Genomic DNA, 23,232 nt, shown 5'->3' with positions numbered 1-23,232 from the left:
CCACCACCGCGAACCCGCATGATCCGGTCGCAACAGGCCCCGGTCAATTCCGTATAACACTTATAGGGTGCGCCGTTTGACCCAAAGCCACAGGCCGGAGATCACGAAGGCCGCCGGCATCAGCGCCAGCACGACCCAGACGACCCGCACCGCCGTCCCCAGCGCCCCGGTCCCGGCAAAGTCGCCGATGTGCAGGCGGTAGCGGATGTCCCAGAACCACGAGGCACCGGAGACGGAGCGCCCATCCCGCCGCTCGACCACGGTCGGGGGCTCCCCGCCCACCACGACGTGGGTCGGAGTCGAGGTGTCGGCCGTGGCGAAGGCGGTAATCAGCGGCTCGCCCGGCTTCTGCGGCAACCGGAAATGCAGCAGCCGACCATCGGGAACCGACAGCCGGGCCACGGCCAGCGCCCGGTCGAGACCGGCGAGCGGCGCGAGGCCGGGATGGTCGGGTTTGGGCGGCATGCCGACGGTGCTTCCCGCCACCGCCTCCACCACCGCCCTGGTGGGCGTGATCCAGTAGAGCGACATGCCGGTGAACGCCACCAGCACCATCAGGACGGCCGTGACCAGCCCCGCGCATTGGTGCAGCCGGAACACCGCCAGCCGGGCGCCGCGGCTGAAATCCGGTGTGGCGTTGCGCCAGCGCCGGGCCGGGAGCCACCACATCCAGACGCCCAGCACCACCTGGATGATCAGCACCAGCGACGCCGCCGACACGGCGTGCCGCACCCAGGAACGCGCCGGCCCATCGACCAGCAGCCAGCGGTGCAGCGCCGTGACCACGCCGTTCACCGTGCTGTGCGGGTTGTAATGCCGCAGGACGGTTCCGGTGTAGGGGTCCACATTGACCACACCGGCACCGGCCGCCAGCCAGAGCACCCAGGCGTCGCCCGGCTCACGGCCCTGGCCGACGGACCAGACGCGGACGGACGGGACCTGCCGGTGGACATGGTCGATCACCGCATCCACGGGAAGCGGCTCGTCGCGCGGCTCGACCCGCCAGATCGCCGGCTCCAGCGCCTTGTCGAGCTCGTGGCCGAAGACGAGCACGGCACCGGACAGGCTGAGGACCAGCAGCGGCACCACCGTGACGGCGGTCAGCCAGAGATGCAGGTGGCGGAGCCAGAGGTAGAGCCGCTGCCGGAGTGGCCGGCCGCGCGCCGCGGCGATCGTCGCGTCCAAGGGGCCGCTCCATCTCAGAAGGTGTAGTCGGTGCCGACCCAGAAGACCCGGCCGAGCTTGCCCTGATCATAGACCGGCAACCCCGACACCGTGGCCCCGAAATCCCGCTCGTCGAACAGGTTCTCGACACGGGCGCGGAGGATCCAGGCCTGCGTCACCGCGTAGCTGGTGCCGATGTCGACGCGGGAGAAGCCGTCGCGCTTCGTGATCTTGCCGTTGGCGTCGACCGCCTCGTAGCCGGTGGAGTGGTAGGCCGCGGTCCACAGGTTCCATTCGTCCGTGGCGTTGAAGCTGACGCGGACGCTGAACTGGTTCTCCGGAACCGACGCCGCCTGACCGTCCCAGTAGATGTTGCTGTTGGTCTTGGTCCCGTCGGCCCGCGTGGTCTCCAACTCCAGCACCCGCATGTAGCCGGCGGACACCGACAGCCGGTTGGTGACGTCCCAGAGGGCCTCGACCTCCAGGCCGGACTGGTCGACCTCGACGCTCTCGATCGCCCCGTTGTTCTGGCGCGGCACACCGTCCTGCAGGATGTTGTAGAGCGCCACGTCGATCCAGCCGCTGCTCCAGCCCTGGTTGATGCCGACTTCGATCGTCCGCGATTCCACGATGTCGTCGCCGACGCCGCGGCTGTTCAGCGCCATGGTGCCGAAGTTTCCGTATTTCTCGAAGAAGCGGTTGTAGCCGGTGGCGAGCGAGGTGCGGACACGGGTCTTCTCGAACAGGCTGTAGGCGGCGCCGACCTCGTAGGACACGACCTTGTCGTCGCGCAGCGTGTCGGGCTGCTTCACGCCGTTGTAGCGGATGTCGTTCTCGAAATGGGTCAGTCGGAGACCGCCCGTGACCGTCAGGTTGTCGTTGAAGGTGACGGCGTTCTTGGACTTCAGCGCCGCGTCGTCGAAGTTCGCGTCCCACACCCGGTCACGCAGATAATCGGTGTGCTTGAACTCCGCCCCGACCGAGCCGCGATAGGTGACGCCCTCGGCCAGCTTTGCCGTGAGGTAATGCTCGGCGAAGGCGACCGTGTTGTTGACGCTGCGGTCGCGGCTGCGGGCGCCCCACTGCGACCGGCTGTCGGTGCGCAGGATGCCGGCGCGCAGGCTGCTGGCGTCGCTGAACCGATGGTCTACAGTGACGGATGCCACGCTCGACTTCACCTTGATTTCCTCCGACACCCCGTTGCGGAAGATGGTCGGCCGGCTGTGGTCGAAGATGCCCAGCACCTCGATCCGGGTGTCGCCACTCGGGTTGAAGCCGAACTTGCCGACCCCGCCCAGCACCGACTGGCGGTCGAGGTTGGCCGGGTCGCCGTCATACTCGGCCCGCAGTCCGGAGCCGGCGATGTAGTAGTCCCAGGCGTCCGTGCCGTGCGCGGCCTCGGCCTGCAGCAGGGCCTCGTCCGCGGTGTTGGCGTCGAAGGACAGCGCCGCGTGGTTCTTGTAGCCACGGCCCGACTTGATGGTGGTTTCGATCACACCGCCGTCGCTGCCGTCGCCATAGCCGACCGCGCGGCCGCCCTTCAGCACGCCGATCCGCTCGATGGCGATGGACGGGATCATGGTGTTCCCGTAACCGCCGCCCTCCTCGCCCGCGTATTTCACCGCCGGCAGCCCGTCGATGGACTCCGACGCCCCCCAGTCGCCGAAGGTGCGGATCTTGGTGCCGCCGCCGAACCGGTCGCCGTTCTCCGGCTGGTTGATCAGGCCGGTGGCGTTGTAGCGCAGCGCGTCGCCCTTGTTCACCGGGTTGAGATTCTGGATCACCGCCCCCGGTACATAGGAGGCGGACCGGTTGTCGGTGAAGGCCTTGTCCACGGCGTCGCGATTCTGCTGCGCGGGGTGGAGGGTCGAGGTCTCCACCAGGATGGTCTGCAGCTTGAACTCCTCCGCCATGACCGGCGTCGCGAGCAGGGCCGCCCCCATGGCGGCTCCCAGGGCGCCGCCGGTACGGGATACGGGGGAACGGGCAGGCAGCCGGGTGTCTTCCGGCCGCGCGGGCGGCGTGAACATGTCTCCAAGGACTCCGTCGGTTTTTCGTTCTGCATACGGAGCTATGCCATTGGAGCGCGTTCATTGCAAATGATTCTCACAATCATTTGCAATGAACGCGCTGATGCTGCCGCGTGGCAGGGACTCACCCGCAGCAAGGCGCTGGCGGCACGCCGCGCGGTATCCAGCAGTGTGTAGGGTTGAGAGCCGAACATTGCCGCCGCGTCCCGTCGCCAGCAACAAGGCCGAGTCCACGAGCATGACCCGTAGCCAAGCCACGGTGTCGGCGGTCGGCGTCGGCCAAGACCGATTACGTCTTCGTAATGGCCGACACCGGCGGCGAGGCCACAAGACGCGCGGAGTTGGTAGGCGTGACTACGCCCACCCGGACGGAGAGGGCTGCTCTGGCGAGGTCACGGGGGACCCACGTGCGGGAGGGTCGGGATCGGCGTCCGCCGCCATGGTTCAGGCCGGCTCACAGGGAAAGCTCAACCTCACCACTTCGTCCCCATCGCCCGGCTGCACATCGAAGTACCCGCCCAGTTCCCCCACGGCGCCCCAACACTGGAACTCGGATGTCGTGCTTCGGAATGGAGAGGCACGCCCCGTCGGCACCCAATCCGCCGTTCCTTCCGCCGGCCCACTGGTCGGCGCCAGTGATACGACCAGAAACTTCTGCTCCACGCTGGCATGCAGCCGGTAGGCATAACCCGCGTCCCTGTTCCTGAGCAGTGCAAGCAGGATCTGTCCGAGTGCCGACTGAACAATTGTCGCCGAGATACGAATCCGATCGATTTTTCCATAATCCAGCGTGATTTTCGACTCACTCAGAGTATTCACCACGTCAATCGTCTCGCCGATCATCTGATGCGGATCGCGGATCTCGAGCGGAGGCCTTTCACCAAGAGGCACCGGCAGCGAATAGATATTTTTCCCGGCGACCTGCAACGCACGAAGATGTTTGTCCAAATCGAGCAACGTAGCGTACATGGGCGGAGGGTTGTGCGCCGCCATTCGTATGCAGCTGCGCAGATTCTGGCTCATGGAAATGGTTGTTTCCACCAGTTCTTCGCGCAGGCCGCCGTGGATGGAGCGGAACGCATGCAGTTGCGCTTCGGCAGCCGCCAGAGCCGCACGCTGCTTCGCCTCGCGGGCAAGCAACGCCTCCCTTTCGTTCTTCAGCGCGCGCTCGCGGGCTTTGTGAGTGGTGATGTCATGAACCACCACGATCCGCTGACCGGTCTCGGACACCGCCTCCCGACACTCGATCCATCGCCCCTTGCCAAGGTCGAACTCCCGCACGAGTTCCGATCCGCCACGGCGCTCGGCCCGAGCGGTTTCCCCAAGATAGGTCTGCCACGACCGGAAATCCGGTTGCGGATTCAATGGGTCGAAAAACTCGGTCATCGCCTTGCTGTGGCTCGCAAGCGCACCCTGCGGCTCCCAAATCCCTATGGCAACCGGCGCATGCTCCCACGGGTCCACCCTGGTGACTTCCTGATGCCCCCCTTCCCCCTCCCGACGTTCGAGCGCCGCGACGCCGGCCTGGGTGATCGTAAAGAGCGCTTCCTTACCGGCCGAGCGCCGCTGCACCAGACCATGGCTGCCCAGCATCGCCAGCACACGCGACAGATTGGCGTTCGCCAGCCCGGTCTCGGCAGCCAGACGGGCCCGCGGAACGGGATCGCCCTCCTTGCGGAGCAACCGCAGAATTCGCACCACGTGCTTGCGATCCAGGATTTCGTCGGAGGGCTGCAATTCCACAAAGCGCGCCGACTGACCGATCAGATCACCAAGCACGCGAAGCCGCCGGGCAACCTCGTGCTCCCCCGCGTGCACCGCCAACGCCGCCGCGTGCCCGACCACGTCGAACCATCCGGCCAGATCGTCGGTGTAGGCGCGCGATGTCAGCGTGTGCCACGTCATGTCGCGCAAGGCGGCATAAACGTGCTCTCCCAAGCTGCCGGCGCCGTCGAACGCCAGGAACGCGTCCCGGACCGTTACCGCGGCATCTTGCGGAGTCGCGTCCCCCCGGGCGATCTCATCCAGTGCCTCGATCAGCGCACGTCTGTCCATCGACATCGGCTATCCGCTGCCCCGGTTCGTTTCACAACGCTTCACTTTGTTCCCACCCGCATGGAAGTCAATGGGAATTTCATCTACCCAGGATAGCTGCGCCAGCACTCCGGCTGCGGAACCGCCTTTGGCCGATGCTGCGCCTCGGTGGCGGGGGGCAGAACAAGCGCACAGCCGCCCTCTTCCACCGGCACCTGCTGGACCACGAAGCTCCGGGTCTTGCAACGGTCGAGCAGATCGTATGCGGTCCGCAAGTGCCCATCCATCGTGGCCGCGTTGCCGAACGACGGCACAAGCACGAAATCGACGTCGAGATGCGGGAAGGGCAAGGCGACGCTGCGAATGCAGAAGTCGAGGCAGATGGCTATGGTTATCAGCCCGTACCCCGTGACCAGGATCGGCAGTTCGTCACCGGGCACGATGTTTTCCGGCACCTGCTCGTGGCGGAACGCAAAGCGCTTCCGGTACGTGAACAATTCGAAGCCGTTTCCGTCCAGGACGGAGGCGACGTTGGCGAAGTGATCTCCACACGGTTGATGCCAGGTTCCGGCCACGATGAAGGCGGGCGTTCGGCCGGAACCCACGGCCGGACCTCCCCAGGGTTTGCGCATGAGCGCAACCTTCATCGCCCGGAGCGAAGCGTCGTCAATCGTGAGCTCCGGGAACACCGCCGCCAGACAGCCGTCCCGGTGGGAGCGCTCACAGGCATTCAGGATGTTCGCTTCGAAATCCGGTGCCTGTACGCCGCGGACATGGAATCGACCGTCATCCGGAGCGACGTCGAGGGTCAGTCCGGGAAACACGGCGGCACCGAAAACCGGGTCACGCGTCCGCCCGAACTCGCCGGGGAGCGGATAAAGCCGGACTCTCGCTCCGTCCACGGCCACGGGCAGAATCCTCAAGCGCGTCAGACCCCGCTGCCAGAAGGGCCGCATGTCCGCTTCGGGCCGCGGGGCACGGCGCCACGCATTGCGCGCCAAGGGAACCACATACACCTCAGCGTCCCCGTGCCGGATCAACCATTGATCCACCGGATCGGCGGGCAGGCTGCCCAGAGCACTGGTACTCATGTATAGTATCTCGAGCGCCCGCAGCAGCCCTCCAATCTTTTCCACGATGGCGTCGCATGAGTCCGTGTCCTCGACCACGAACCCCCAGGCAGGATGACCACATTGGCTTTCGAAATATTCGGCAGCCTTGCTTATTCGAGATTCCGTAATCAGCGAATAGCTGTGGATGATTGGCGCGGGGGCACGCGTCATCTGCGTCCACAACACGACGATGGCCTCACGGAACTTGCAGCCGGCCTTGCTCTTCGCGATGTCCGCCAGCACGGACGGAAGCGTGCGGGCGGTGCTCCGCCACTCTTCTTCACTACTGAAGCCGAACATGCATCCTCACTCCGGCGACCGCGCATCGAAAGGCGCGCAGCGGTTGCACGCGACGATGCCGCGGGACCGGAGCAACCGCAACAATTTCCACGTCCATGACCGGCCAAGGGCCGGCCGCCGATACCCCAACCCCTTGCACCCACCGCCCCCGCCCATTAGTGTCCGCCGCGTCACCGATCCCCGTCACCACAGGCCGGACCGACCGCAAGCCATGAAGGCCGCCGTCATCGTATTCCCCGGCTCCAACCGCGAGCGCGACGCCGTCGCGGCGTTGGAGCGGGCCTCCGGGACCAAACCGCATCTGGTCTGGCACCGCGACACCGAGCTTCCCGACGTCGACCTCGTGGTCGTGCCCGGCGGCTTCTCCTACGGCGATTACCTGCGCTCCGGCGCCATGGCGGCGCACTCGCCGATCATGCGCGCGGTGAAGGCGAAGGCCGAGCGGGGCCTGCGGGTGCTGGGCATCTGCAACGGCTTCCAGATCGTGACGGAGGCCGGGCTGCTGCCGGGCGCGCTGATGCGCAACGCGGCGCTGAAGTTCGTCTGCCGCACCGTGCATCTGCGGGTGGAGAACACCGACAGCGCCTTCACGGGCAAGTACCGGAAGGGGCAGATCGTGCGCTATCCGGTCGCCCACCACGACGGCAACTACTGGGCCGACGCGGAGACGGTGAAGCGGCTGGAGGGCGAGGGTCGCGTGGCCTTCCGCTACGTCAGCGACAGTGGCGCCGACGACCCGCTGTGGAACCCCAACGGCTCGGTCGCCGGGATCGCCGGCATCTTCAACGAGACGCGCACGGTGCTGGGCCTGATGCCGCACCCGGAGGACGCCGTGGACCCGCTGCACGGCAATCTCGACGGAAAGCCGCTGTTCGACGGTCTGGTGGAGGCCCTGTCGTGACCAAGCCCGCTGCGAAGCAACCGGACGTCACCCCGGAAATGGCCGCCGAGCACGGCCTGTCGCCCGCCGAATACCAGCGGGTGCTGGAGATCCTCGGCCGCACCCCGACCTTCACGGAGCTGGGCATCGTCTCCGTCATGTGGTCGGAGCACTGCTCCTACAAGTCGTCCAAGGTCTGGCTGTCGAAGCTGCCGACCAAGGGTCCGCGCGTCATCTGCGGCCCCGGCGAGAACGCCGGCGTGGTCGATTTCGGCGACGGCGACGCCATCATCTTCAAGATGGAAAGCCACAACCACCCCTCCTTCATCGAGCCCTACCAGGGTGCGGCGACGGGGGTGGGCGGCATCCTGCGCGACGTGTTCACCATGGGCGCCCGGCCCATCGCCAACATGAACGCGCTGCGCTTCGGCGACCCGTCGCACCCGAAGACCCGGCATCTGGTGGCCGGCGTGGTGGCGGGCATCGGCGGTTACGGCAACTGCGTCGGCGTGCCGACGGTGGGCGGGGAGACCAACTTCCACCCCGCCTACAACGGCAACATCCTGGTCAACGCCATGACCGTGGGCGTGGCGAAGGCCGACCGCATCTTCTATTCGGCGGCGGCCGGCGTCGGCAACCCGGTGGTCTATGTCGGCTCCAAGACCGGGCGCGACGGCATCCATGGCGCCACCATGGCATCCGCCGAGTTCTCCGAGGACAGCGAGGAGAAGCGCCCGACCGTGCAGGTCGGCGACCCCTTCACCGAGAAGCTGCTGATCGAGGCGTGCCTGGAGCTGATGGCGACCGAGGCCATCGTGGCGATCCAGGACATGGGTGCGGCCGGCCTCACCTCCTCCTCGGTGGAGATGGCGGGCAAGGGCGGGCTCGGCATCCTGCTGGAGCTGGACGACGTGCCGATGCGCGAGACCGGCATGACCCCCTACGAGGTCATGCTGTCCGAAAGCCAGGAGCGCATGCTGATCGTGCTGAAGCCCGGCCACGAGGACGAGGCGCGCGCGATCTTCGAGAAGTGGGAGCTGGACTTCGCCGTCATCGGCCGGCTGACCGACGATGGCAAGCTGACCATCACCATGCACGGGCAGACCTGGTGCGACATGCCCATCGCCCCGGTCTCCAGCGCGTCCCCCGTCTACGAGCGCCCGTGGGAGCCGACCCCGCCGCGGGCCGAGCTGCCGGCCGATGTGCTGGCCGGCTGGGACGGCGACGTGGCGGCGGCGCTGACCAAGCTCGTCTCCTGCCCCGACCAGGCGTCCAAGCGCTGGCTGTGGGAGCAGTATGACAGCCTCGTCGGCGGCGACACCCGCTTCATGTCGGGTCAGGCCGACGCCGGCGTGGTGCGGCTTCCCGGCCAGGGCCGGAAGGGCGTGGCGGTCACCACCGACTGCACCCCGCGCTACTGCCTCGCCGACCCCGTGCGCGGCGGTGCCCAGGCGGTGGCGGAGGCGTGGCGCAACCTGACCGCCGTCGGCGCCCTGCCCATCGCCGTGACCGACAACATGAACTTCGGCAACCCCGAGAAGCCGCGGATCATGGGCCAGTTCGTCGGCGCCATCCAGGGCATGGCGGAAGCCTGCACCGCACTCGACTTCCCCGTCGTGTCCGGCAACGTCTCGCTCTACAACGAGACCAACGGCGAGGCCATCCTGCCCACCCCCGCCATCGGCGCGGTCGGGCTGCTGGACGATGTGATGACCGCCGTGGGACTGGCCTTCCGGGCGGAGGGCGAGTCGATCCTCTTGGTGGGCGACACCGCCGGGCATCTCGGCCAGTCCCTGTTCCTGCGCGAAATCCTCGGCCGCGAGGAGGGTCCGCCGCCGCCCGTCGATCTGGCGGTGGAGCGGCGCAATGGCGACTTCGTGCGCGGCCTGATCAAGGACGGCCTGCTCACCGCCTGCCACGACGTCTCCGACGGCGGGCTGCTGGTGGCGCTCGCCGACATGGCGATGGCCGGCGGCATCGGCGCCCACCTGCCGGGCCTGGACGGCCGCGACGCCGGCTTCCTCTTCGGCGAGGACCAGGGCCGCTATGTGCTGGTGCTGAAGCCGGAAAACGCCGCGACGGTCCAGAGCCGCGCCGCCGAGGCCGGCGTGCCGGTGACGCCGCTGGGCACGACGCGGGACACCGCGCTGACCGCCGACGGGCCGGGTGCCATCTCCGTGGAGGGGCTGCGCCGGGCGAACGAGGCATGGCTGCCGGGGTATATGAGCGGGAAGTGACCGGGTACCGCGGCATAGCAAATTCATTTTCTCCAGGGAAAATGAATTTGCTATAGTCCGGCCATGCGATCGTCTCCCTCGCAGAGCGCGCTGCGCTACCCCGTGAATGCCGATCACAGCAATTCAGGCAACGTGCGTCTGATGCGGGGGCTGTTTCGGCGTGACGCGGATGGCTGGACAACGGCGGCGCCTACCACCGCTCTGCCACGGACGTTTTGACGGTCATCGGTCCAGATGACTCAGCTTCACACCAAAATAAGTTGATTAGTTTCAAGCTGCGGCGCATCTTTGCGTGCAAGCGCAAGTCTTTTCTCAGAGTTGTTTCCTGCGGACGAACCAAAGTCATCGCCCGAATCAACCTGATGCAAGTAAGCGTCCGAGTAAAATTGAAGCGCTTTACCGAGTTGAAGCTTAATCCAGCGCTCTTCTGCTGAAAAATCATCCGATGAATAAGCGCGATCCTTATAGCAATCCAGCACGAGAATTTTTCTATTCTCAATAATATCTGATCTGACAAAATGCTTCAAGAAGCAAAGCAATACTCTCACTGCGTTGGTGCAAAGCGGCGGAGACTTGCGAAAATAGGCATAGAGCAATATCTCTTCATTGTCTTTCGCAAGTAGCGCATGAGGAACGACTTTTACGTTGATCCCATTAGTAGAAATTATAAAATCTGAAGCAGCATACTCTCGCTTATACCAGCCACACTCGCTGAGTTTTATCATGTAATTCGAGCAATTTTTCAGAGCCCCCGCCTCTCCATGACTGCGAACAATTGCAAACAGTTGCTCTGCTGTATCCAGCAAAGACACATTGGGATCGAATGCGAGTTCAATTAGACGCTGAATGAAGCTTCTTTTTGCTTGCGTTTGACTTGCCCTAAAAACTGAACGGGAAAATCGCTTGTGAGCGGCTGCTATCATCTGCCGATCGCTGAGCGGTGCAGAGCTAACAAGCTCAGACCAAGATACGAGATCAGATACCGAATCACCCATGCCGGCCTCCTAACGCTCGGTTGAAGATAGCGGCGCCAGATAGGCTTGTCAAGATTTTGGGTCGAAATTTTGGTAAACCACAAGGGATAGCCGAAGCCCCTTACCTTGGGTCAGCGCGCCTCTTCGTGCCCATATGTCGGCCACCGACGAGATATGGCCATAGAAGGCAAAGGCACGAGCAGATTACGATCAAGGTTCCTGCGCCCCGACCCCCACCACCCCTCGTGACAAACCGACCCCGCCCCCCTAAGTTATGGCGAACGAGGTCTGTGAAGCGTGGGGGATTCCGGCATGGCGATGGATGCGGCGGTCATCGAGAAGCTGATCAGGGAGGGCATCCCCGAAGCGGTGGTGCGGATCGAGGATCTGCGGGGGGATGGCGACCACTACGCGGCCTATGTCGAATCCCCGGCCTTCGCGGGCAAGTCGCGGGTGCAGCAGCACCAGATGGTGTACGCCGCACTCCAGGGTAAGATGGGCGGCGAACTGCACGCGCTGGCGCTGACCACCGCGGCGCCCAAGACCGCCTGAACCAAGACCACATCAGACGAGAAGGTTGGACGAGACATGGATCAGAACGTCGCCGAGCGCATCAAGCAGGACATCGGCCAGAACGACGTCGTGCTCTACATGAAGGGCACGCCCGTCTTCCCGCAGTGCGGCTTCTCCGCCGCCGTCGTCCAGGTGCTGAGCCACCTGGGCGTGAAGTTCAAGGGGGTGGACGTGCTGGCCGACCCGGGCATCCGCCAGGGCATCAAGGACTTCTCGCAGTGGCCGACCATCCCGCAGCTCTACGTGAAGGGTGAGTTCATCGGCGGCTGCGACATCGTGCGCGAGATGTACGAGTCCGGCGAACTGCAGCAGCTCTTCCAGGACAAGGGCGTGCAGAACGCGGCTTGAACGGCCGCCCGCAAGGGTCCGGCCAGCGAAAAGGGGGCGCCTCCGCGATGGGGGCGCCCCCTTTTCCGTTGGGGGGGAACCCCTTCCCCTGCCCTCCTGTTCGAAAGGCCGAAGTCATCAACCGGAGGGATGGAGGAAGGCATGGCGGTCCAGCATTTCGCACCGCGCCGGATGGGCGTCTACGAGGGCGGCGGCACCATGCGGTCGCAGTCCACCACGGTGATCGGGGTGGTCGCGGCGGTCATCGTGGTCGCGCTGATCGCGGTCCTGGTCATCTGAGGCCCCATCGCACAGAAGGGAGGAAACCATGGCGCGCAAGACCATCGTGGCGCTCTACGACACGCAGGCGCAGGCGGAAGCCGCCTGGCAGGCTCTGCGGGACGATGCGGTCAGCGACAGCAACCTGGAGGTCATCACGTCCGGCGGCTATGGCGCCGCCAGCGGGCACGGCGACCTGCAACCCAACCTGATCGGCTGGGGTGTTCCGCAGGCGGACGCCGATGCCTACGCCGCTGCGGTGCAGCAGGGCGGCGCGCTGCTCGTCGCCTCCTTCACCGACAGCGCGTCGGTGGAGCGCGCGGCGAACCTGCTGCGCAATGGTCGGCCTCTCGACGACGCCATGGTCGGCACGGGCCTGTCGGGCGCCGCCACCGCCATGCGGCAGGCCAATGTGGAGCCGGCACCGCGTCCCCATGCGACGCCGGTCGAGCCGGAGCCGCATCGCGTCCCGCCGCGCGAGTGAACGGTCGCGGGTGAAGAACGGCCATTCGCCGCGCGCACTGCGGGCATGCCCCGCGGATGCTCGCGGCGTCCGCGGCGCCGTGTTAGACGGCGTGCATGACCTCAGCCACCGCCACCTCCCCACGCAGCCCCCAGGTCGCCGGCTTCATCGCGGCGCTGGGCGCTTTCCTCGTCTGGGGTGTCGTCAATCCGCTCTACTTCAAGGCCGTGTCCTTTGTGGACCCGGTCGAGATCATGGCCCACCGGATCGTGTGGACGGTGGTCCTGCTCGGCGGGATCGTGCTGGTGACGCAGGGCTTCGGGGCAATTGTGCGCGCGGTCGGCAGTTGGCGCCGGCTCGGCATCCTGGCCGTGACGACGGTCCTGATCACCATCAACTGGAGCGTCTTCATCTACGCCGTGGTGAACAACCAGCTCGTCGCATCGAGCCTCGGCTACTACATCAACCCGCTTTTGAACGTCGTGCTGGGGGTGGCCTTCCTCGGCGAACGGCTGAGCCGGCGGCAATCGGCCGCGGTGGCGCTGGCGGCCGTCGGCGTGCTGAGCCTGATCGTGCTGCATGGCTCGCTGCCCTGGATCAGCCTGATCCTGCCCCTGTCCTTCGGGCTCTACGGGCTGATTCGCAAGAAAGCCACGATCGATCCGGTGATCGGGCTGCTGGTGGAGACGGCGCTGATCTTCCCGGTGTGTCTGGGCTATCTGCTGTGGCTGGGGTCGGATGGAATTTTCGCGACCGGCGGGCTCGGCACCGATCTGCTGCTGATGCTGTCCGGCCCGATCACCGGGGTTCCCATGGTGCTGTTCGTCTACAGCGCGCAGCGGCTGAACCTGTCGACCGTGGGCTTGCTCCAATACATCGGCCCGACCGGCCAGCTCCTGATGGGGGTTCTGCTGTTCGGCGAGAGCTTCACCACGGGGCATGCCATCGCCTTCGCCTGCATCTGGGTGGCGCTGGTGCTGTACAGCGCCGACACGCTGTCGCTGCACCGGGCCGACCAGCGCCGGCGGCGCGTGGCGGAGACGGCCAGCGAGTAGCGATCGTCAGCGACCATCAGCCCGCAATCTGACGGCGGTGCACTACGGCGTTGTGATGGTGATCCTGACCGACGGGTTCGCCGGGTCTCCGCTTTGTGTGACCGTGACGTTTGGCTTCGTCGGATTCTGACCCTGTTTGACAGTGACGTTTGGCTTTGTTGAATCCGGATTTCTGCTTGTCGTGGAGGTCGGATTCGTCGGGCGTGAATTTTGGTTCGTCGTCAAGAGCGCCAGACGCCCATCAACAGCCTCCAATTGTATCCGAATCACGTCTTTCGGAATAATGACTGTCGTGAAATTACCTTTACGGGAATAAAATCTTACAGCATATCCGGAATTTTGCCTATCTCTCAGAACTGAGTCCTTTACTTCAGCTCCAAATACTTCATATTGATACACAGTATTTGATGACGAATCGCACTTTCTTTCAGACTGAAAGATTTTGACGAATTGAAGATTGTTTCTATCTTCGTCAACCGCTTGAAACCAATTGCGCAGCGAACATCCCCTATATTCATTGAAAACATAGATCTGATGCGTCGGGCTACCTCCGCTTCTGTTAATCCAGCTTCTAATCATGGCAGCATTATCATCAAGTATAGCATCATAGTCTTCATAAAGGAATTTCGGACCCTCAAACGTCAGATGATTTTGAAACGGATCGTCGATGACTTTAACACTGGCGACTGTGGGAGCGCCGCCCCAACGCGATCCCAGCACGTAACCCTGTTTGGGCGGCGTCACGCATCCGGCCAACGCAAGGCTTGCGCAAAGCGCGATAATTGCCTTTTTCACTGCAATCCTCCGTCGCATCACGACCGTCTGCACGCCCTTGCAATCAAGGGCGATGCGCACGGCTCAACCGCTGCTAACGGCGATCGCACTGCGTTTATTCCGTAACCTGATAAAAATGACGCTATACCGTCGAAGAAATCCACCATGCCGTGCGGTGGCCGCCGATCCCGGTTGCCGATGGACCAAACCGGATCGGCCAACACCCTACCCGCGCGGCGCCAGCCCGCGAACCAGCGTGCGGACGAGGCTGCGCACGATGGGGCACAGCTTTTCCGGGTCCTTGCCGAACACCACCTGATCGACGAACCCCAGCCCGAAGCCCAGCGTGGCGATGCCGGCGGCGACGTTGGGCAGGTCGGCGCCGGGGTCGATGGCGCCCTGGTCGCGCAGCGCCTCCAGCCGGCCGAGCAGGCAGGGGATGCGGCTTTCCTGCAACGTGCGCGCCATCTCCGCCGCGATGTCGGCGTCAAGCAGCGCGCGGCCCAGCATCACCTTGGTGAAGTCGCGGCATTTCCAGGTGTGCTTGAGCTGGTGGTGCAGGAAGGCATCGAGATCGGCCTCCAGATTGCCGGTGGTCGGCGGCAGCGTGCAGCCGTGCGCCGTCTCCTCGCAGCCGAACCGTTCCACGACCGCCAGCAGAAGCCCGCTCTTGCCGCCGAAATAGCGCTGGATGAGCTGCTCGTTCACGCCCGCCCGCGCCGCCACGTCGCGCGTCGTGGCCGCGTCGAAGCCACGCTCGGCGAACACCATCTTGGCGGCGTCCAACAGGGCGGTCTCGGTCGCGGCGCGGTCGCGCCGGCGGGCCTGCGGTTCGATGTGGAGCGGCTCCGACACTGGACTTCCTCTCTGGCGCGGGGGCGGCGGTCCGGCGTGCCCCGCGTGCTTCGAAGATAAGGACGCGGACTGCCTCTTGACAAGTGGGCGTGGCTTCGTAAGTATGTACCCACATACATACATGGTCCGCCACACCACGGCAATGGAGCACACGGTGAGCACTCCCGACCTCTTCACCCCCGTCCGGCTCGGCCGTTTCGACCTGCCGAACCGCATCGTCATGGCGCCGATGACGCGCAGCCGCGCCGGTGCCGGCAATGTGCCGACGCCGCTGATGGCGACCTATTACGGCCAGCGCGCGACGGCCGGGCTGATCATCACCGAGGCGACGCAGGTCCGCGCCGACGCGCAGGGCTACCCCGACACCCCGGGCATCCACACCAACGAGCAGGCCGCCGGCTGGCGCCGGGTCGCCGACGCGGTGCACGAGCGCGGCGGGCGCATCTTCACTCAGATCTGGCACACCGGCCGCGTCTCCCACCCGCTGTTCCAGCCGGACGGCGGGCTGCCGGTGGCCCCTTCCGCGATCCCGCTGGCCGGGCAGGTCTACACGCACGAGGGCATGAAGGATTACGTCGTCCCCCGCGCCCTCGACGCGGAGGAGATTCCCGGCATCGTCCGCGCCTTCGCCGAGGCGGCCCGCCGCGCGGTGTTCGACGCCGGGCTGGACGGGGTGGAGATCCACGGCGCCAACGGCTACCTGATCGACCAGTTCCTGCGCGACGGCACCAACCAGCGCACCGACGGCTATGGCGGTTCGATCGCCAACCGCGCGCGCTTCCTGTTCGAGGTGACGGAGGCGGTGGCGGCCGCCATCGGCGCCGACCGCGTCGGCGTCCGCCTGTCGCCCACGGGCACCTTCAACAGCATGAGCGACAGCGACCCGCTCGCCACCTTCAGCCACGCGACGGAGGGGCTGAACCGCTTCGGGCTCGCCTACCTGCACATCATCGAGGGGCTGCCCGGCTCCGCCATGGCGAAGCCGGAGGATGCGCCGGCGGTGGCGCCAGCCTTGCGCCGCCTGTTCAACGGGCTGTTCATGATCAACGGCGGCTACGACCGGGCCACCGGCGACGCGGCGCTGGCCGAGAGGGCGGCCGACCTCGTCTCCTACGGCGCACCCTTCATCGCCAACCCCGACCTCCCTGCCCGCTTCCGCCAGGGCGCGCCGCTGGCGGTCGGCGACCGGGCGAGCTTCTACGGCGGCACGGAGGTCGGCTACACCGATTATCCGGCGCTCGACAGCGCGCTGGTCGCCTGACCAAGGACCGGAACCGGGCGAGGCGGCGCTATGTCTCCTCGTCCGGGTCGGCGAAGGGAACGGAGATGGCGAACATCGTTCCGCGCCCGACCCGCGAACGGACGACCACCGGGTGGTCCAGGATCTCCGACATGCGGCGGACGATGGCCAGCCCCAGGCCCAGCCCGACACCGCTGTCGCGGCGGTCCGTCTCGCCGCGATAGAATTCCTCGAAGATGCGCTCCAGCTGCTCCGTCGCGATGCCCGGCCCGGTGTCGATCACCTCGATGCGCAGTCGCCCCGCGCGCCGCCGGCAGCCCAGCAGGATTCCCCCGGCGCGGGTGTAACGCAGCGCGTTGACCAGCAGATTGCGGATCATCCGCTCCAGCAGCACCGGATCGCTGCGCACCGTTGCGGAAGTGACGGCCAGCCGGAAGGACAGGCCGCGGCTGTTCGCCTGGGCCCCGAATTCATTGCCGAGCCGGTCGATCAGGTTCTGGATGGGAAAAGCCGCCGGCTTCGGCTGGACGCTGCCGATCTCCAGCGTCGAGATGTCCAGGAGCGTGGCCAGCAGCGCGTTGCCGGCGGTCAGCGCTTCCCCCAGCTTGCCGGCGATCTCCCGCTGTTTCGGATCGCTCAGGGTCTCGGTAAGGATGTGGTGGAACAGGCTCATCGCCTGGAAGGGCTGGCGCAGGTCATGGCTGGCCGCCGCCAGGAAGCGGGACTTGGCGAAACTGGCGCGTTCCGCCGCGGCGCGGGCATCGGCCAGCGCCTCCCGGGTCCGCCAGAGCTCCGTGATGTCCATCGCCGCGCAGGTGACGCCGACGATCTCGCCATTGTCCTGGCGCAAGGGTTCGATGACGACGTCGAAGGCCCGCTCGGTGCCGAGGACACTGAGCCGCACCTGTTGCCGGCTGCCCAGACCCGTCTCTATCACCCGCCGCATGATGCGGTCCAGAACGGCGGCGTCCTGCGGCGGAAACAGGTCGCCGTTGCCGCGGCCCACCACATCGTCGCTCCATCGCATCGCCGGTGGATCGTAGTGCCAAGTGTAGCGCAGATCGCGATCCAGACTGGCCAGCACGACGCGCGCGTGACGAAGCGCCAGATGGATGCGCTCCTCGCTGGTGCGGAGCGCACGCGCCATGGCGGCGCGTGTCGATGCCTCGGTCCGGTAACGGGCCTTGTCCCGCCGCTCACGCCAGAGATGGCCCGCCATCAGGCTGGTGAAGGTGAGACCGATCGCCAGCACCGCGGACGGCGGCGCGACGGACGCGGACAGCCGCGTGCCCATGGAGCGCTGCACGAAGACACCCCATTGCCGATCGCCGACCTCGATCGAGTGCAGCCACCGCTCCGCCCCCAGGATCACCGCCTCGTCCGCCACGTCCGCCGCGCCGTGAACGGCCAGAAGCCTGCGTCCTGGCGGAGCGGACATGTCGAGCAGGCCCAGCGTGCCGACATTCCACGGGATCCGCCCGAACGCCGCCGCGGCGATCCGATCCGGCCACGCGGCCAGAACCATGATGCCGCGCACACCGTCGCAGGCTGAACGCTCCGACGATGCACCGCTCATCAAGGTCGTCTGGATGTCGGCGCGCTCCTCCATGGCCGCATGGACCGGCGCCAGAAGGACGACGCTGCGGCGGTCGGCCGGTGGTTCGGACGGACCCGCGGGGACCTCCACCAGTTCCCCGGTGACGATCCGGCCGGTCCGGCAGGCACGCTCGACCAGCTTGGGAAGTTCAGGGACACGCAGCGACGGGCCGGACAATGCCGCCCACCGGGGCAGGCCTCCCTGCGCCGCTTGAACATCATGGCTTATGATGCCGGACAGAGGTCGCTCATCGGCATGCGGTTCGGCGGGCGGTGCCGAGGCGAGCAGGTGCTGCGCGTCCTCCCGGTCGAGCCAGTCCATGCCGCGCAATCCGGCCAGCCGCTGCAGCAGGGGACCGGCATGTTCGAACGTCTCCACGGCACCGATGCGCGGCCGGGTGGCCAGATGCAGGCGCACCGCGTCCAACACCATCTCGTAGCGGTCGAGCTCATGGCGGATCTCGCGAGCATAGCCGGCGGCGGTCTGCTCGAGCCTCACATCCGTTGCGGTGTCCGTGACATTGAACAGCACCGCAGCCATCAGGATGGACAAGGCCGCGCCCGTTCCCACAAGCACGGCAGTCGCGAAACGGTCGGTGACCCCGCTGAGCACCCGCATCGCCATTCACTGCGCCTCTGTCCATTGTCGACATGATCCATGGCACGTACGGCAGGGTACACAGGCACCATTCAAGATTCCACAGGCGACTTTGAAATATTTTAACAATGCCACTAAAGTTTGACGATCGCTCGTCAATCCAACGACAAAGACTAGAACTCGCGATCTTTAACGGATTGATTTAAAAATTTCAATTTCCTACAATTTTGAAACAAGGATGGGAGCGCCAGTCCTGGCGTGGCACGCGGGATCTACACAGACAGCGTGGTCCGCCCGAGCAGGCGCGCCACCAAGGCCCGCAAGGCCAGCGGCGGGAAGGGCTTGTGCAGGATCGGGTAGCCGGACAGGCGCGCCTCGCGCAGCCGGATCGGGTCCGTTTCCCCCGTCAGGATCAGGCCGGGTACGTCCGTGCCCAGGCTGCGGGATATCTGCCGGATGGCAACGATGCCGTTCGCCGCCCCCTTCAGCCGGAGATCGGCGATGATGAGGTCCGGTGCGGCTTCGGCGCCGTTCAACCGTTCCGTCGCCTGATCGAAGGAGTCCGCGCCGGTCGTGACGCACCCCCATTGCCGCAGGAGCGTGTCGAGAGCTTCGAGGACCAGCCGGTCGTCTTCGATGATCAGGACATTCGCCCGCCCGACATACAGGTCGGCACCGCCGGACTCCGGCGCGATCTGCGTCGATGATCCGGTGTCGGCGACGCCGGGAAGCGTGATCGAGAAAACGGTGCCCTGCCCGGTCACAGACCGCACATCCAGCCTGTGCCCCAGACGGCGCGACAGGCCGGCCGCCAGGATCAGGCCGAGCCCCAGCCCGTCGCCGAACATGGGGACCGGCTGTGACAGCGCTTGGCGAAGCGCGGTCAGCCGCTCGGGGTCGAGCCCGCCGGCGGTGTCCCAGACCTCGATCCGGAGGGTTCCGGCCGACCGTCGGCAGCCGAGGATGACGCGCCCCTCTCCCGTGTGACGCAGGGCGTTCTCCAGCAACGCCGAGAGGATGCGCTCGAGCAGCGTCGGATCGGTGCGGACCAGGGTCGAGCTCGGCAGCACGGAAAAGCGCAGCCCCCGCGACTGGAACCGCGGGGAGAAATCGAGCGCCAGCCGCATGAGCACGCCGTTGACCGCGTGCAGCCCGACCTCCGTCTCCAGCAGACCGGCTTGAAGACGGGCCAGGTCCAGATGGCCGTCGATCTTCGCGCGCATCGATTGCAACGCCGCCGTCGCGGATGTCAGCAGGTCGCGGGCATCGCGGTCGCGCACCCGGTCGTCGAGCACGCCCATAAGGAGCGACAGCGCCGCCAGCGGTTGCCTCAGGTCGTGGCTCGCGGCGGCGAACAACCGGCCCGACGGCACCGGCGCCGGCCGTCCGGACTGGAACGCGCATACGGAGCCGCCGTCGGCGAGTGCCGTCTCGGCGACCACATGCCGATCGAACAGGGTGGCAAACGCCGCCCGCGGCATGCCGCGGACCAGTCCGGCGGGCGCCCCCTCGAGCCGCGGCACCTCGGCCGACCAGGACAGCAGGGTCCCGTCCCGATCGAAGACCAGCACAGCCCCCCACCCCACGTCATCGTTCGCAGTCAACGCCATCCCCAGATCGGCGGGCACCAGGTCGCGACAAGGGTATGCCGTTCCGCCATCGAATCAATTCGGCTTTCGGGCAGAGCCCGCCGGGCGGGGATGGGACGGCGGGCGGCATCGGAGAACGCGATTCCACTTGGCAGGCTTGCGACGGCGGTCCATTGTCGTAGGATCAAACCATGAACGACGCTGCCCCGTGAACGACGCTGCCCATGAACGACGCTGCGATGACCGAAATCGACACGGACCGGACCGCCGATGCGGCGATCGGTGCAGACGACCAGCCGCCGCCAGCCGGCGCGCCGGTAATCACCCGCGGTGTGCGGCGCGGGTTGGCCGAACGCGGGTTCGCCAGCCTGATGGAATTCAGCCTGCCGTGCAGCCGGCGCGCCGACGTGCTCGCCTTCGATCCGGCGGGAACCCTGATCATCGTCGAGGTGAAGAGCTCCGTCACCGATTTCCGCACCGACCGCAAATGGCCGGAATACCGGGACTGGTGCGATGCCTTCTATTTCGCGGTTGACGACCGATTCCCGACGGAGCTGATCCCCGACGACTGCGGCCTGATGGTTGCCGATGCCTTCGGAGCCGCGGTGCTGCGCGAGGCGCCGGTCGAACGGCTGGCCGCGGCCCGCCGCAAGAGCCTGATCCAGCGCGCGGCCCTGGTCGCCGCCGGCCGGCTGCACCGGATCGAGGACCCGCTGTTCACCGCCTCCGTGCCGAACTCCTGAACCGCCGAGGACAGCGCCGTGCACAGCCGCTGGTACCGTTTCGACGAACTCACCGCCGCAGCGCTCTATGAGATCCTGGCTTTCCGGCAGGGGATTCTGGTGGTGGAGCAGGCGTCGGCCTATCCCGATCTCGACTTCGTGGATCTGCGGGCGCTGCACCTGCTGGTGACCGACAGTCCCGAAGGACGGCTGGTCGGCTATCTGCGGACCATGGCACCGGCCGAAGCCGGCGGGCCCGCGTCCTTCGGCCGCATCGTGGTGGCGGCGGAGGCGCGCGGCCGCGGTCTCGGGGCGACGCTGGTGGCCGCGGCGCTCGACCGTCTGGAGCGGGAGCACCCGGCGGCCGAGGTGGTGATCGGCGCCCAGGCGCATCTGCGGGACTTCTACGGCCGCTTCGGTTTCACGCCGGAAGGCGCTCCCTACGACGACGGCGGCATCGAGCATATCCATATGCGCCTGCGGCACCCCTGGAACCGGACGGCGTTGACGCGGTAAGCAGTGCCGCCACGCAACGAACCGCCACGCCCGATGACCGCGACCGACCACACGGACATGACCGGAGAGGGGGGAGACGTCGGGTCGCCCTGGCCGCCGGGGCGACGGTTGACCGCGGTCGTGGGGGCCGCGCTCGTCGCCGGCCTTCTGGCGGGCGGTGCCACCGGACTGGCCGGGGTGGCCGGTTGGGCCATCGCGGACGGGAATGGCGGGACCGAGCCCATCCACAGCACGACGGGCGAACTCGCGGACGTCTCCGGACAGCTTGCCACCAGCATCGCGCTTTACGCCGCCGCCGGTCCATCCGGACGGGACCCGGCCCGCGCGCGTCTGGAACTGGACGCGGCCCGTATCGCCGCGCTTCTGTCACGGTTGCCACCGGACGGTTCCGACAGCACGACGGCCGCCACCATGCGCCGGCTGCTGGCGGGAATCGGCGCGGAGATCGAGGATTTGCGCCGGCTCGTCGCCCGCCACGACGAGGAGGTCCGGGCCCTGGACGCGATTGCCCGTCAGGTGCGGGAACGTCATCGGCTGTTCGAACGGAGCCTTGCCCTGCCGGGTGATGCGGCACGAGCCACACTGCCCGGTGATGACGCGGACGGCACCCGCCGGCACGAGGCGCGGAACGATCTGGACGAAACCGGGGACGAGTTGGCCTCCCATCTCTACGCGGCGCTTGCGACCGGCGATGCAGCCGATCTGGCCAAGCACCGCTCGGAGGCCGGCAGACTGGCCGATCGACTGCGTCGGACGCTGGAGTCCGAGCGCGTCGATGAAACGACGGTGCGGCGGATGGACGCCGCCCGACGGCTCGCGGCCCTGGGGGTGGACACGGACAACGTTTTCGAGCGCCGGGAGGCCCTGGCCGACCTGGCGGCCGCGGCCCTGGCCGCCGCGCACGGCGCCCGAGACCGCGCGGACGCGTTGGGTGCGCTGGCCCGGGCCACGTCGAACGGAGATACGCCGGGCTTTCGGCCGGTCGCCCCCGCGCTCGTCGCGGCGGCGCTGGCGTCCGGGCTGGTGACCGCCTTGGCCCTCGCCGCGTCTCTGCAATCGACCGGCGCCCGGCCGCCCAGGCCACCCACGGCAGCATCGGAGGGCGGCAACGCTCCAGTGCCGGCCGGAACGCTGCCGCCGCTGCGCATCGTGGTGGCGGACGACGAGCCGCTGAACCGGATGGTGGCCGCGGCGCTGCTCGGCCGGAACGGCCACAGCGTCACACTGGCCGAGGATGGGGCGGCGGCCGTCGAGAGCGTGGTGCGCGAGCCGGCCGACCTTGTGATCATGGATCTGCGCATGCCGAGGCTGGACGGGATCGGCGCGACGCGCGCGATCCGCGCGCTGCCGGACCCGCGGCGCGCTGGCACGCGTATCGTCGTGCTGACGGCAAGCGCCATTCCCGATGACGCGCGGGACGCCGAGGCGGCCGGGGCCGACGCGGTGCTGCCGAAGCCGCTGCGCTGGGACACTCTGGAGCCGCTGCTCCGCCGGCTGTTCACCAACGACGCCTCACCGCCGGAGCCTGCGCACGAGCCGGTCGCAGCCCCCGCCGGGGCGACCGACGTCGACGAGACCGCCATCCGCCAGATGCGGGAGATGCTGCCGGCGGAGCGGGTGAACGCCCTGATCGGAACGACGGAAGCCGCGCTGGCGGCACACCATGCGGCGCTGATGGCCGCCTGGACATCCGGCAACCGGGAGGAGGTGTCGGCGCTGGCGCACCGCATCGCGGGCGTGGCGGGTGTCTATGGCTGCACCGCCTTGCGCGCCGCGGCGCAAGCGGTGGAACAGGCCATCGACCGGGGAATCGAAGACCCTTCCGACCTCATCCGGACGGTGGACGGGAAGACCGGTCCCGCCCTCGCCTATCTCCGCTCGTTGCTCCCCGGTGGCCCGGAACGCGGTTGACCG

Annotated in this window: 20 protein-coding genes; 11 read left to right on the top strand and 9 right to left on the bottom strand. The window is 66.9% G+C overall.

All coding sequences use genetic code 11. The annotated features are described in order from the left end of the window. Positions 1-60: 60 nt before the first annotated feature. The 4 genes from HL658_RS03755 to HL658_RS03740 form a co-directional block, all read right to left on the bottom strand. Positions 61-1,185, bottom strand: a complete 1,125-nt coding sequence (locus HL658_RS03755) for a PepSY-associated TM helix domain-containing protein (protein ID WP_180280525.1) — start codon at positions 1,183-1,185, stop codon at positions 61-63. 14 nt (positions 1,186-1,199) lie between these two features. Further along, complete coding sequence (locus HL658_RS03750; protein ID WP_211109643.1) at positions 1,200-3,194, bottom strand: TonB-dependent receptor; 1,995 nt, start codon at positions 3,192-3,194, stop codon at positions 1,200-1,202. A gap of 444 nt (positions 3,195-3,638) precedes the next feature. Further along, complete coding sequence (locus HL658_RS03745; protein ID WP_180280524.1) at positions 3,639-5,255, bottom strand: helix-turn-helix transcriptional regulator; 1,617 nt, start codon at positions 5,253-5,255, stop codon at positions 3,639-3,641. A gap of 77 nt (positions 5,256-5,332) precedes the next feature. Beyond that, on the bottom strand, positions 5,333-6,640 hold the full coding sequence (locus HL658_RS03740) for a carbon-nitrogen hydrolase family protein (RefSeq protein WP_180280523.1): 1,308 nt from the start codon (positions 6,638-6,640) through the stop codon (positions 5,333-5,335). A gap of 211 nt (positions 6,641-6,851) precedes the next feature. On the opposite strand from HL658_RS03740, the gene purQ reads away from it, so the two are divergent. Continuing rightward, positions 6,852-7,541, top strand: a complete 690-nt coding sequence (purQ, locus tag HL658_RS03735) for a phosphoribosylformylglycinamidine synthase subunit PurQ (protein ID WP_180280522.1) — start codon at positions 6,852-6,854, stop codon at positions 7,539-7,541. Positions 7,542-7,579: 38 nt separating this feature from the next. After that, positions 7,580-9,757 (top strand): phosphoribosylformylglycinamidine synthase subunit PurL, encoded by a 2,178-nt coding sequence (purL, locus tag HL658_RS03730; RefSeq protein WP_180280818.1) that lies wholly within the window; start codon positions 7,580-7,582, stop codon positions 9,755-9,757. A gap of 245 nt (positions 9,758-10,002) precedes the next feature. Here the strand turns inward: purL and HL658_RS03725 are convergent, their stop codons facing one another. After that, positions 10,003-10,752: a hypothetical protein gene (locus HL658_RS03725; RefSeq protein WP_180280521.1), complete on the bottom strand. Its 750-nt coding sequence runs from the start codon at positions 10,750-10,752 to the stop codon at positions 10,003-10,005. A 291-nt stretch (positions 10,753-11,043) separates the two neighbouring features. Between HL658_RS03725 and HL658_RS03720 the strand changes: the two genes are divergently transcribed. The 5 genes from HL658_RS03720 to rarD all read left to right on the top strand — a co-directional run bounded on the left by HL658_RS03720 (position 11,044) and on the right by rarD (position 13,428). Further along, entirely contained in the window at positions 11,044-11,283 is a 240-nt protein-coding gene (locus HL658_RS03720) for a BolA/IbaG family iron-sulfur metabolism protein (RefSeq protein WP_180280520.1), read from the top strand. A gap of 36 nt (positions 11,284-11,319) precedes the next feature. Next, complete coding sequence (gene grxD / locus HL658_RS03715) at positions 11,320-11,652, top strand: Grx4 family monothiol glutaredoxin (RefSeq protein WP_180280519.1); 333 nt, start codon at positions 11,320-11,322, stop codon at positions 11,650-11,652. 141 nt (positions 11,653-11,793) lie between these two features. After that, the gene (locus HL658_RS03710) at positions 11,794-11,931 is read left to right on the top strand and encodes a hypothetical protein (RefSeq protein ID WP_180280518.1); all 138 of its coding nucleotides are present in this window, start codon (positions 11,794-11,796) and stop codon (positions 11,929-11,931) included. Positions 11,932-11,959: 28 nt separating this feature from the next. Next, positions 11,960-12,394: a hypothetical protein gene (locus HL658_RS03705; protein ID WP_180280517.1), complete on the top strand. Its 435-nt coding sequence runs from the start codon at positions 11,960-11,962 to the stop codon at positions 12,392-12,394. Positions 12,395-12,489: 95 nt separating this feature from the next. Then, positions 12,490-13,428 carry an EamA family transporter RarD gene (gene rarD / locus HL658_RS03700; protein WP_180280516.1) on the top strand — a complete coding sequence of 313 codons (939 nt, stop codon included), beginning with the start codon at positions 12,490-12,492 and terminating at the stop codon, positions 13,426-13,428. Positions 13,429-13,470: 42 nt separating this feature from the next. Here the strand turns inward: rarD and HL658_RS03695 are convergent, their stop codons facing one another. Together HL658_RS03695 and HL658_RS03690 are read right to left on the bottom strand one after the other, a co-directional pair. Next, positions 13,471-14,283: a superantigen-like protein SSL4 gene (locus HL658_RS03695; protein WP_180280515.1), complete on the bottom strand. Its 813-nt coding sequence runs from the start codon at positions 14,281-14,283 to the stop codon at positions 13,471-13,473. 144 nt (positions 14,284-14,427) lie between these two features. After that, on the bottom strand, positions 14,428-15,057 hold the full coding sequence (locus HL658_RS03690; RefSeq protein WP_343054993.1) for a TetR/AcrR family transcriptional regulator: 630 nt from the start codon (positions 15,055-15,057) through the stop codon (positions 14,428-14,430). Positions 15,058-15,199: 142 nt separating this feature from the next. Between HL658_RS03690 and HL658_RS03685 the strand changes: the two genes are divergently transcribed. After that, the gene (locus HL658_RS03685) at positions 15,200-16,318 is read left to right on the top strand and encodes an alkene reductase (RefSeq protein WP_180280514.1); all 1,119 of its coding nucleotides are present in this window, start codon (positions 15,200-15,202) and stop codon (positions 16,316-16,318) included. Positions 16,319-16,346: 28 nt separating this feature from the next. Here the strand turns inward: HL658_RS03685 and HL658_RS03680 are convergent, their stop codons facing one another. Both HL658_RS03680 and HL658_RS03675 read right to left on the bottom strand, forming a co-directional pair. After that, positions 16,347-18,518: a sensor histidine kinase gene (locus HL658_RS03680; protein ID WP_180280513.1), complete on the bottom strand. Its 2,172-nt coding sequence runs from the start codon at positions 18,516-18,518 to the stop codon at positions 16,347-16,349. Positions 18,519-18,763: 245 nt separating this feature from the next. Next, positions 18,764-20,095, bottom strand: a complete 1,332-nt coding sequence (locus HL658_RS03675) for an ATP-binding response regulator (protein ID WP_246337257.1) — start codon at positions 20,093-20,095, stop codon at positions 18,764-18,766. A 224-nt stretch (positions 20,096-20,319) separates the two neighbouring features. On the opposite strand from HL658_RS03675, the gene HL658_RS03670 reads away from it, so the two are divergent. From HL658_RS03670 to HL658_RS03660, 3 genes are read left to right on the top strand one after another with little or no spacing between them, the layout of a single operon-like run. Next, entirely contained in the window at positions 20,320-20,823 is a 504-nt protein-coding gene (locus HL658_RS03670) for an MmcB family DNA repair protein (protein WP_180280511.1), read from the top strand. Between the two features lie 18 nt (positions 20,824-20,841). Beyond that, the gene (locus tag HL658_RS03665; RefSeq protein WP_180280510.1) at positions 20,842-21,318 is read left to right on the top strand and encodes a GNAT family N-acetyltransferase; all 477 of its coding nucleotides are present in this window, start codon (positions 20,842-20,844) and stop codon (positions 21,316-21,318) included. Positions 21,319-21,351: 33 nt separating this feature from the next. Next, a complete protein-coding gene (locus HL658_RS03660; RefSeq protein ID WP_180280509.1) occupies positions 21,352-23,229 on the top strand; it encodes a response regulator in 1,878 nt (625 codons plus the stop codon). Positions 23,230-23,232 lie beyond the last annotated feature (3 nt).

The organism is Azospirillum oleiclasticum, assembly GCF_013423485.1.
Taxonomy (GTDB): Bacteria; Pseudomonadota; Alphaproteobacteria; order Azospirillales; family Azospirillaceae; genus Azospirillum; species Azospirillum oleiclasticum.
This window is presented reverse-complemented; position numbering and strand designations above follow the sequence as displayed.

Coding starts and splice junctions, on each gene's coding strand:
- HL658_RS03750 (WP_211109643.1), bottom strand. CDS start 3,194: ATGTTCACGCCGCCCGCGCGGCCGGAAGACACCCGGCTGCCTGCCCGT.
- HL658_RS03745 (WP_180280524.1), bottom strand. CDS start 5,255: ATGTCGATGGACAGACGTGCGCTGATCGAGGCACTGGATGAGATCGCC.
- HL658_RS03740 (WP_180280523.1), bottom strand. CDS start 6,640: ATGTTCGGCTTCAGTAGTGAAGAAGAGTGGCGGAGCACCGCCCGCACG.
- purQ (WP_180280522.1), top strand. CDS start 6,852: ATGAAGGCCGCCGTCATCGTATTCCCCGGCTCCAACCGCGAGCGCGAC.
- purL (WP_180280818.1), top strand. CDS start 7,580: ATGGCCGCCGAGCACGGCCTGTCGCCCGCCGAATACCAGCGGGTGCTG.
- HL658_RS03725 (WP_180280521.1), bottom strand. CDS start 10,752: ATGGGTGATTCGGTATCTGATCTCGTATCTTGGTCTGAGCTTGTTAGC.
- HL658_RS03720 (WP_180280520.1), top strand. CDS start 11,044: ATGGCGATGGATGCGGCGGTCATCGAGAAGCTGATCAGGGAGGGCATC.
- grxD (WP_180280519.1), top strand. CDS start 11,320: ATGGATCAGAACGTCGCCGAGCGCATCAAGCAGGACATCGGCCAGAAC.
- HL658_RS03710 (WP_180280518.1), top strand. CDS start 11,794: ATGGCGGTCCAGCATTTCGCACCGCGCCGGATGGGCGTCTACGAGGGC.
- HL658_RS03705 (WP_180280517.1), top strand. CDS start 11,960: ATGGCGCGCAAGACCATCGTGGCGCTCTACGACACGCAGGCGCAGGCG.
- rarD (WP_180280516.1), top strand. CDS start 12,490: ATGACCTCAGCCACCGCCACCTCCCCACGCAGCCCCCAGGTCGCCGGC.
- HL658_RS03685 (WP_180280514.1), top strand. CDS start 15,200: ATGGAGCACACGGTGAGCACTCCCGACCTCTTCACCCCCGTCCGGCTC.
- HL658_RS03680 (WP_180280513.1), bottom strand. CDS start 18,518: ATGGCGATGCGGGTGCTCAGCGGGGTCACCGACCGTTTCGCGACTGCC.
- HL658_RS03670 (WP_180280511.1), top strand. CDS start 20,320: ATGACCGAAATCGACACGGACCGGACCGCCGATGCGGCGATCGGTGCA.
- HL658_RS03660 (WP_180280509.1), top strand. CDS start 21,352: ATGACCGCGACCGACCACACGGACATGACCGGAGAGGGGGGAGACGTC.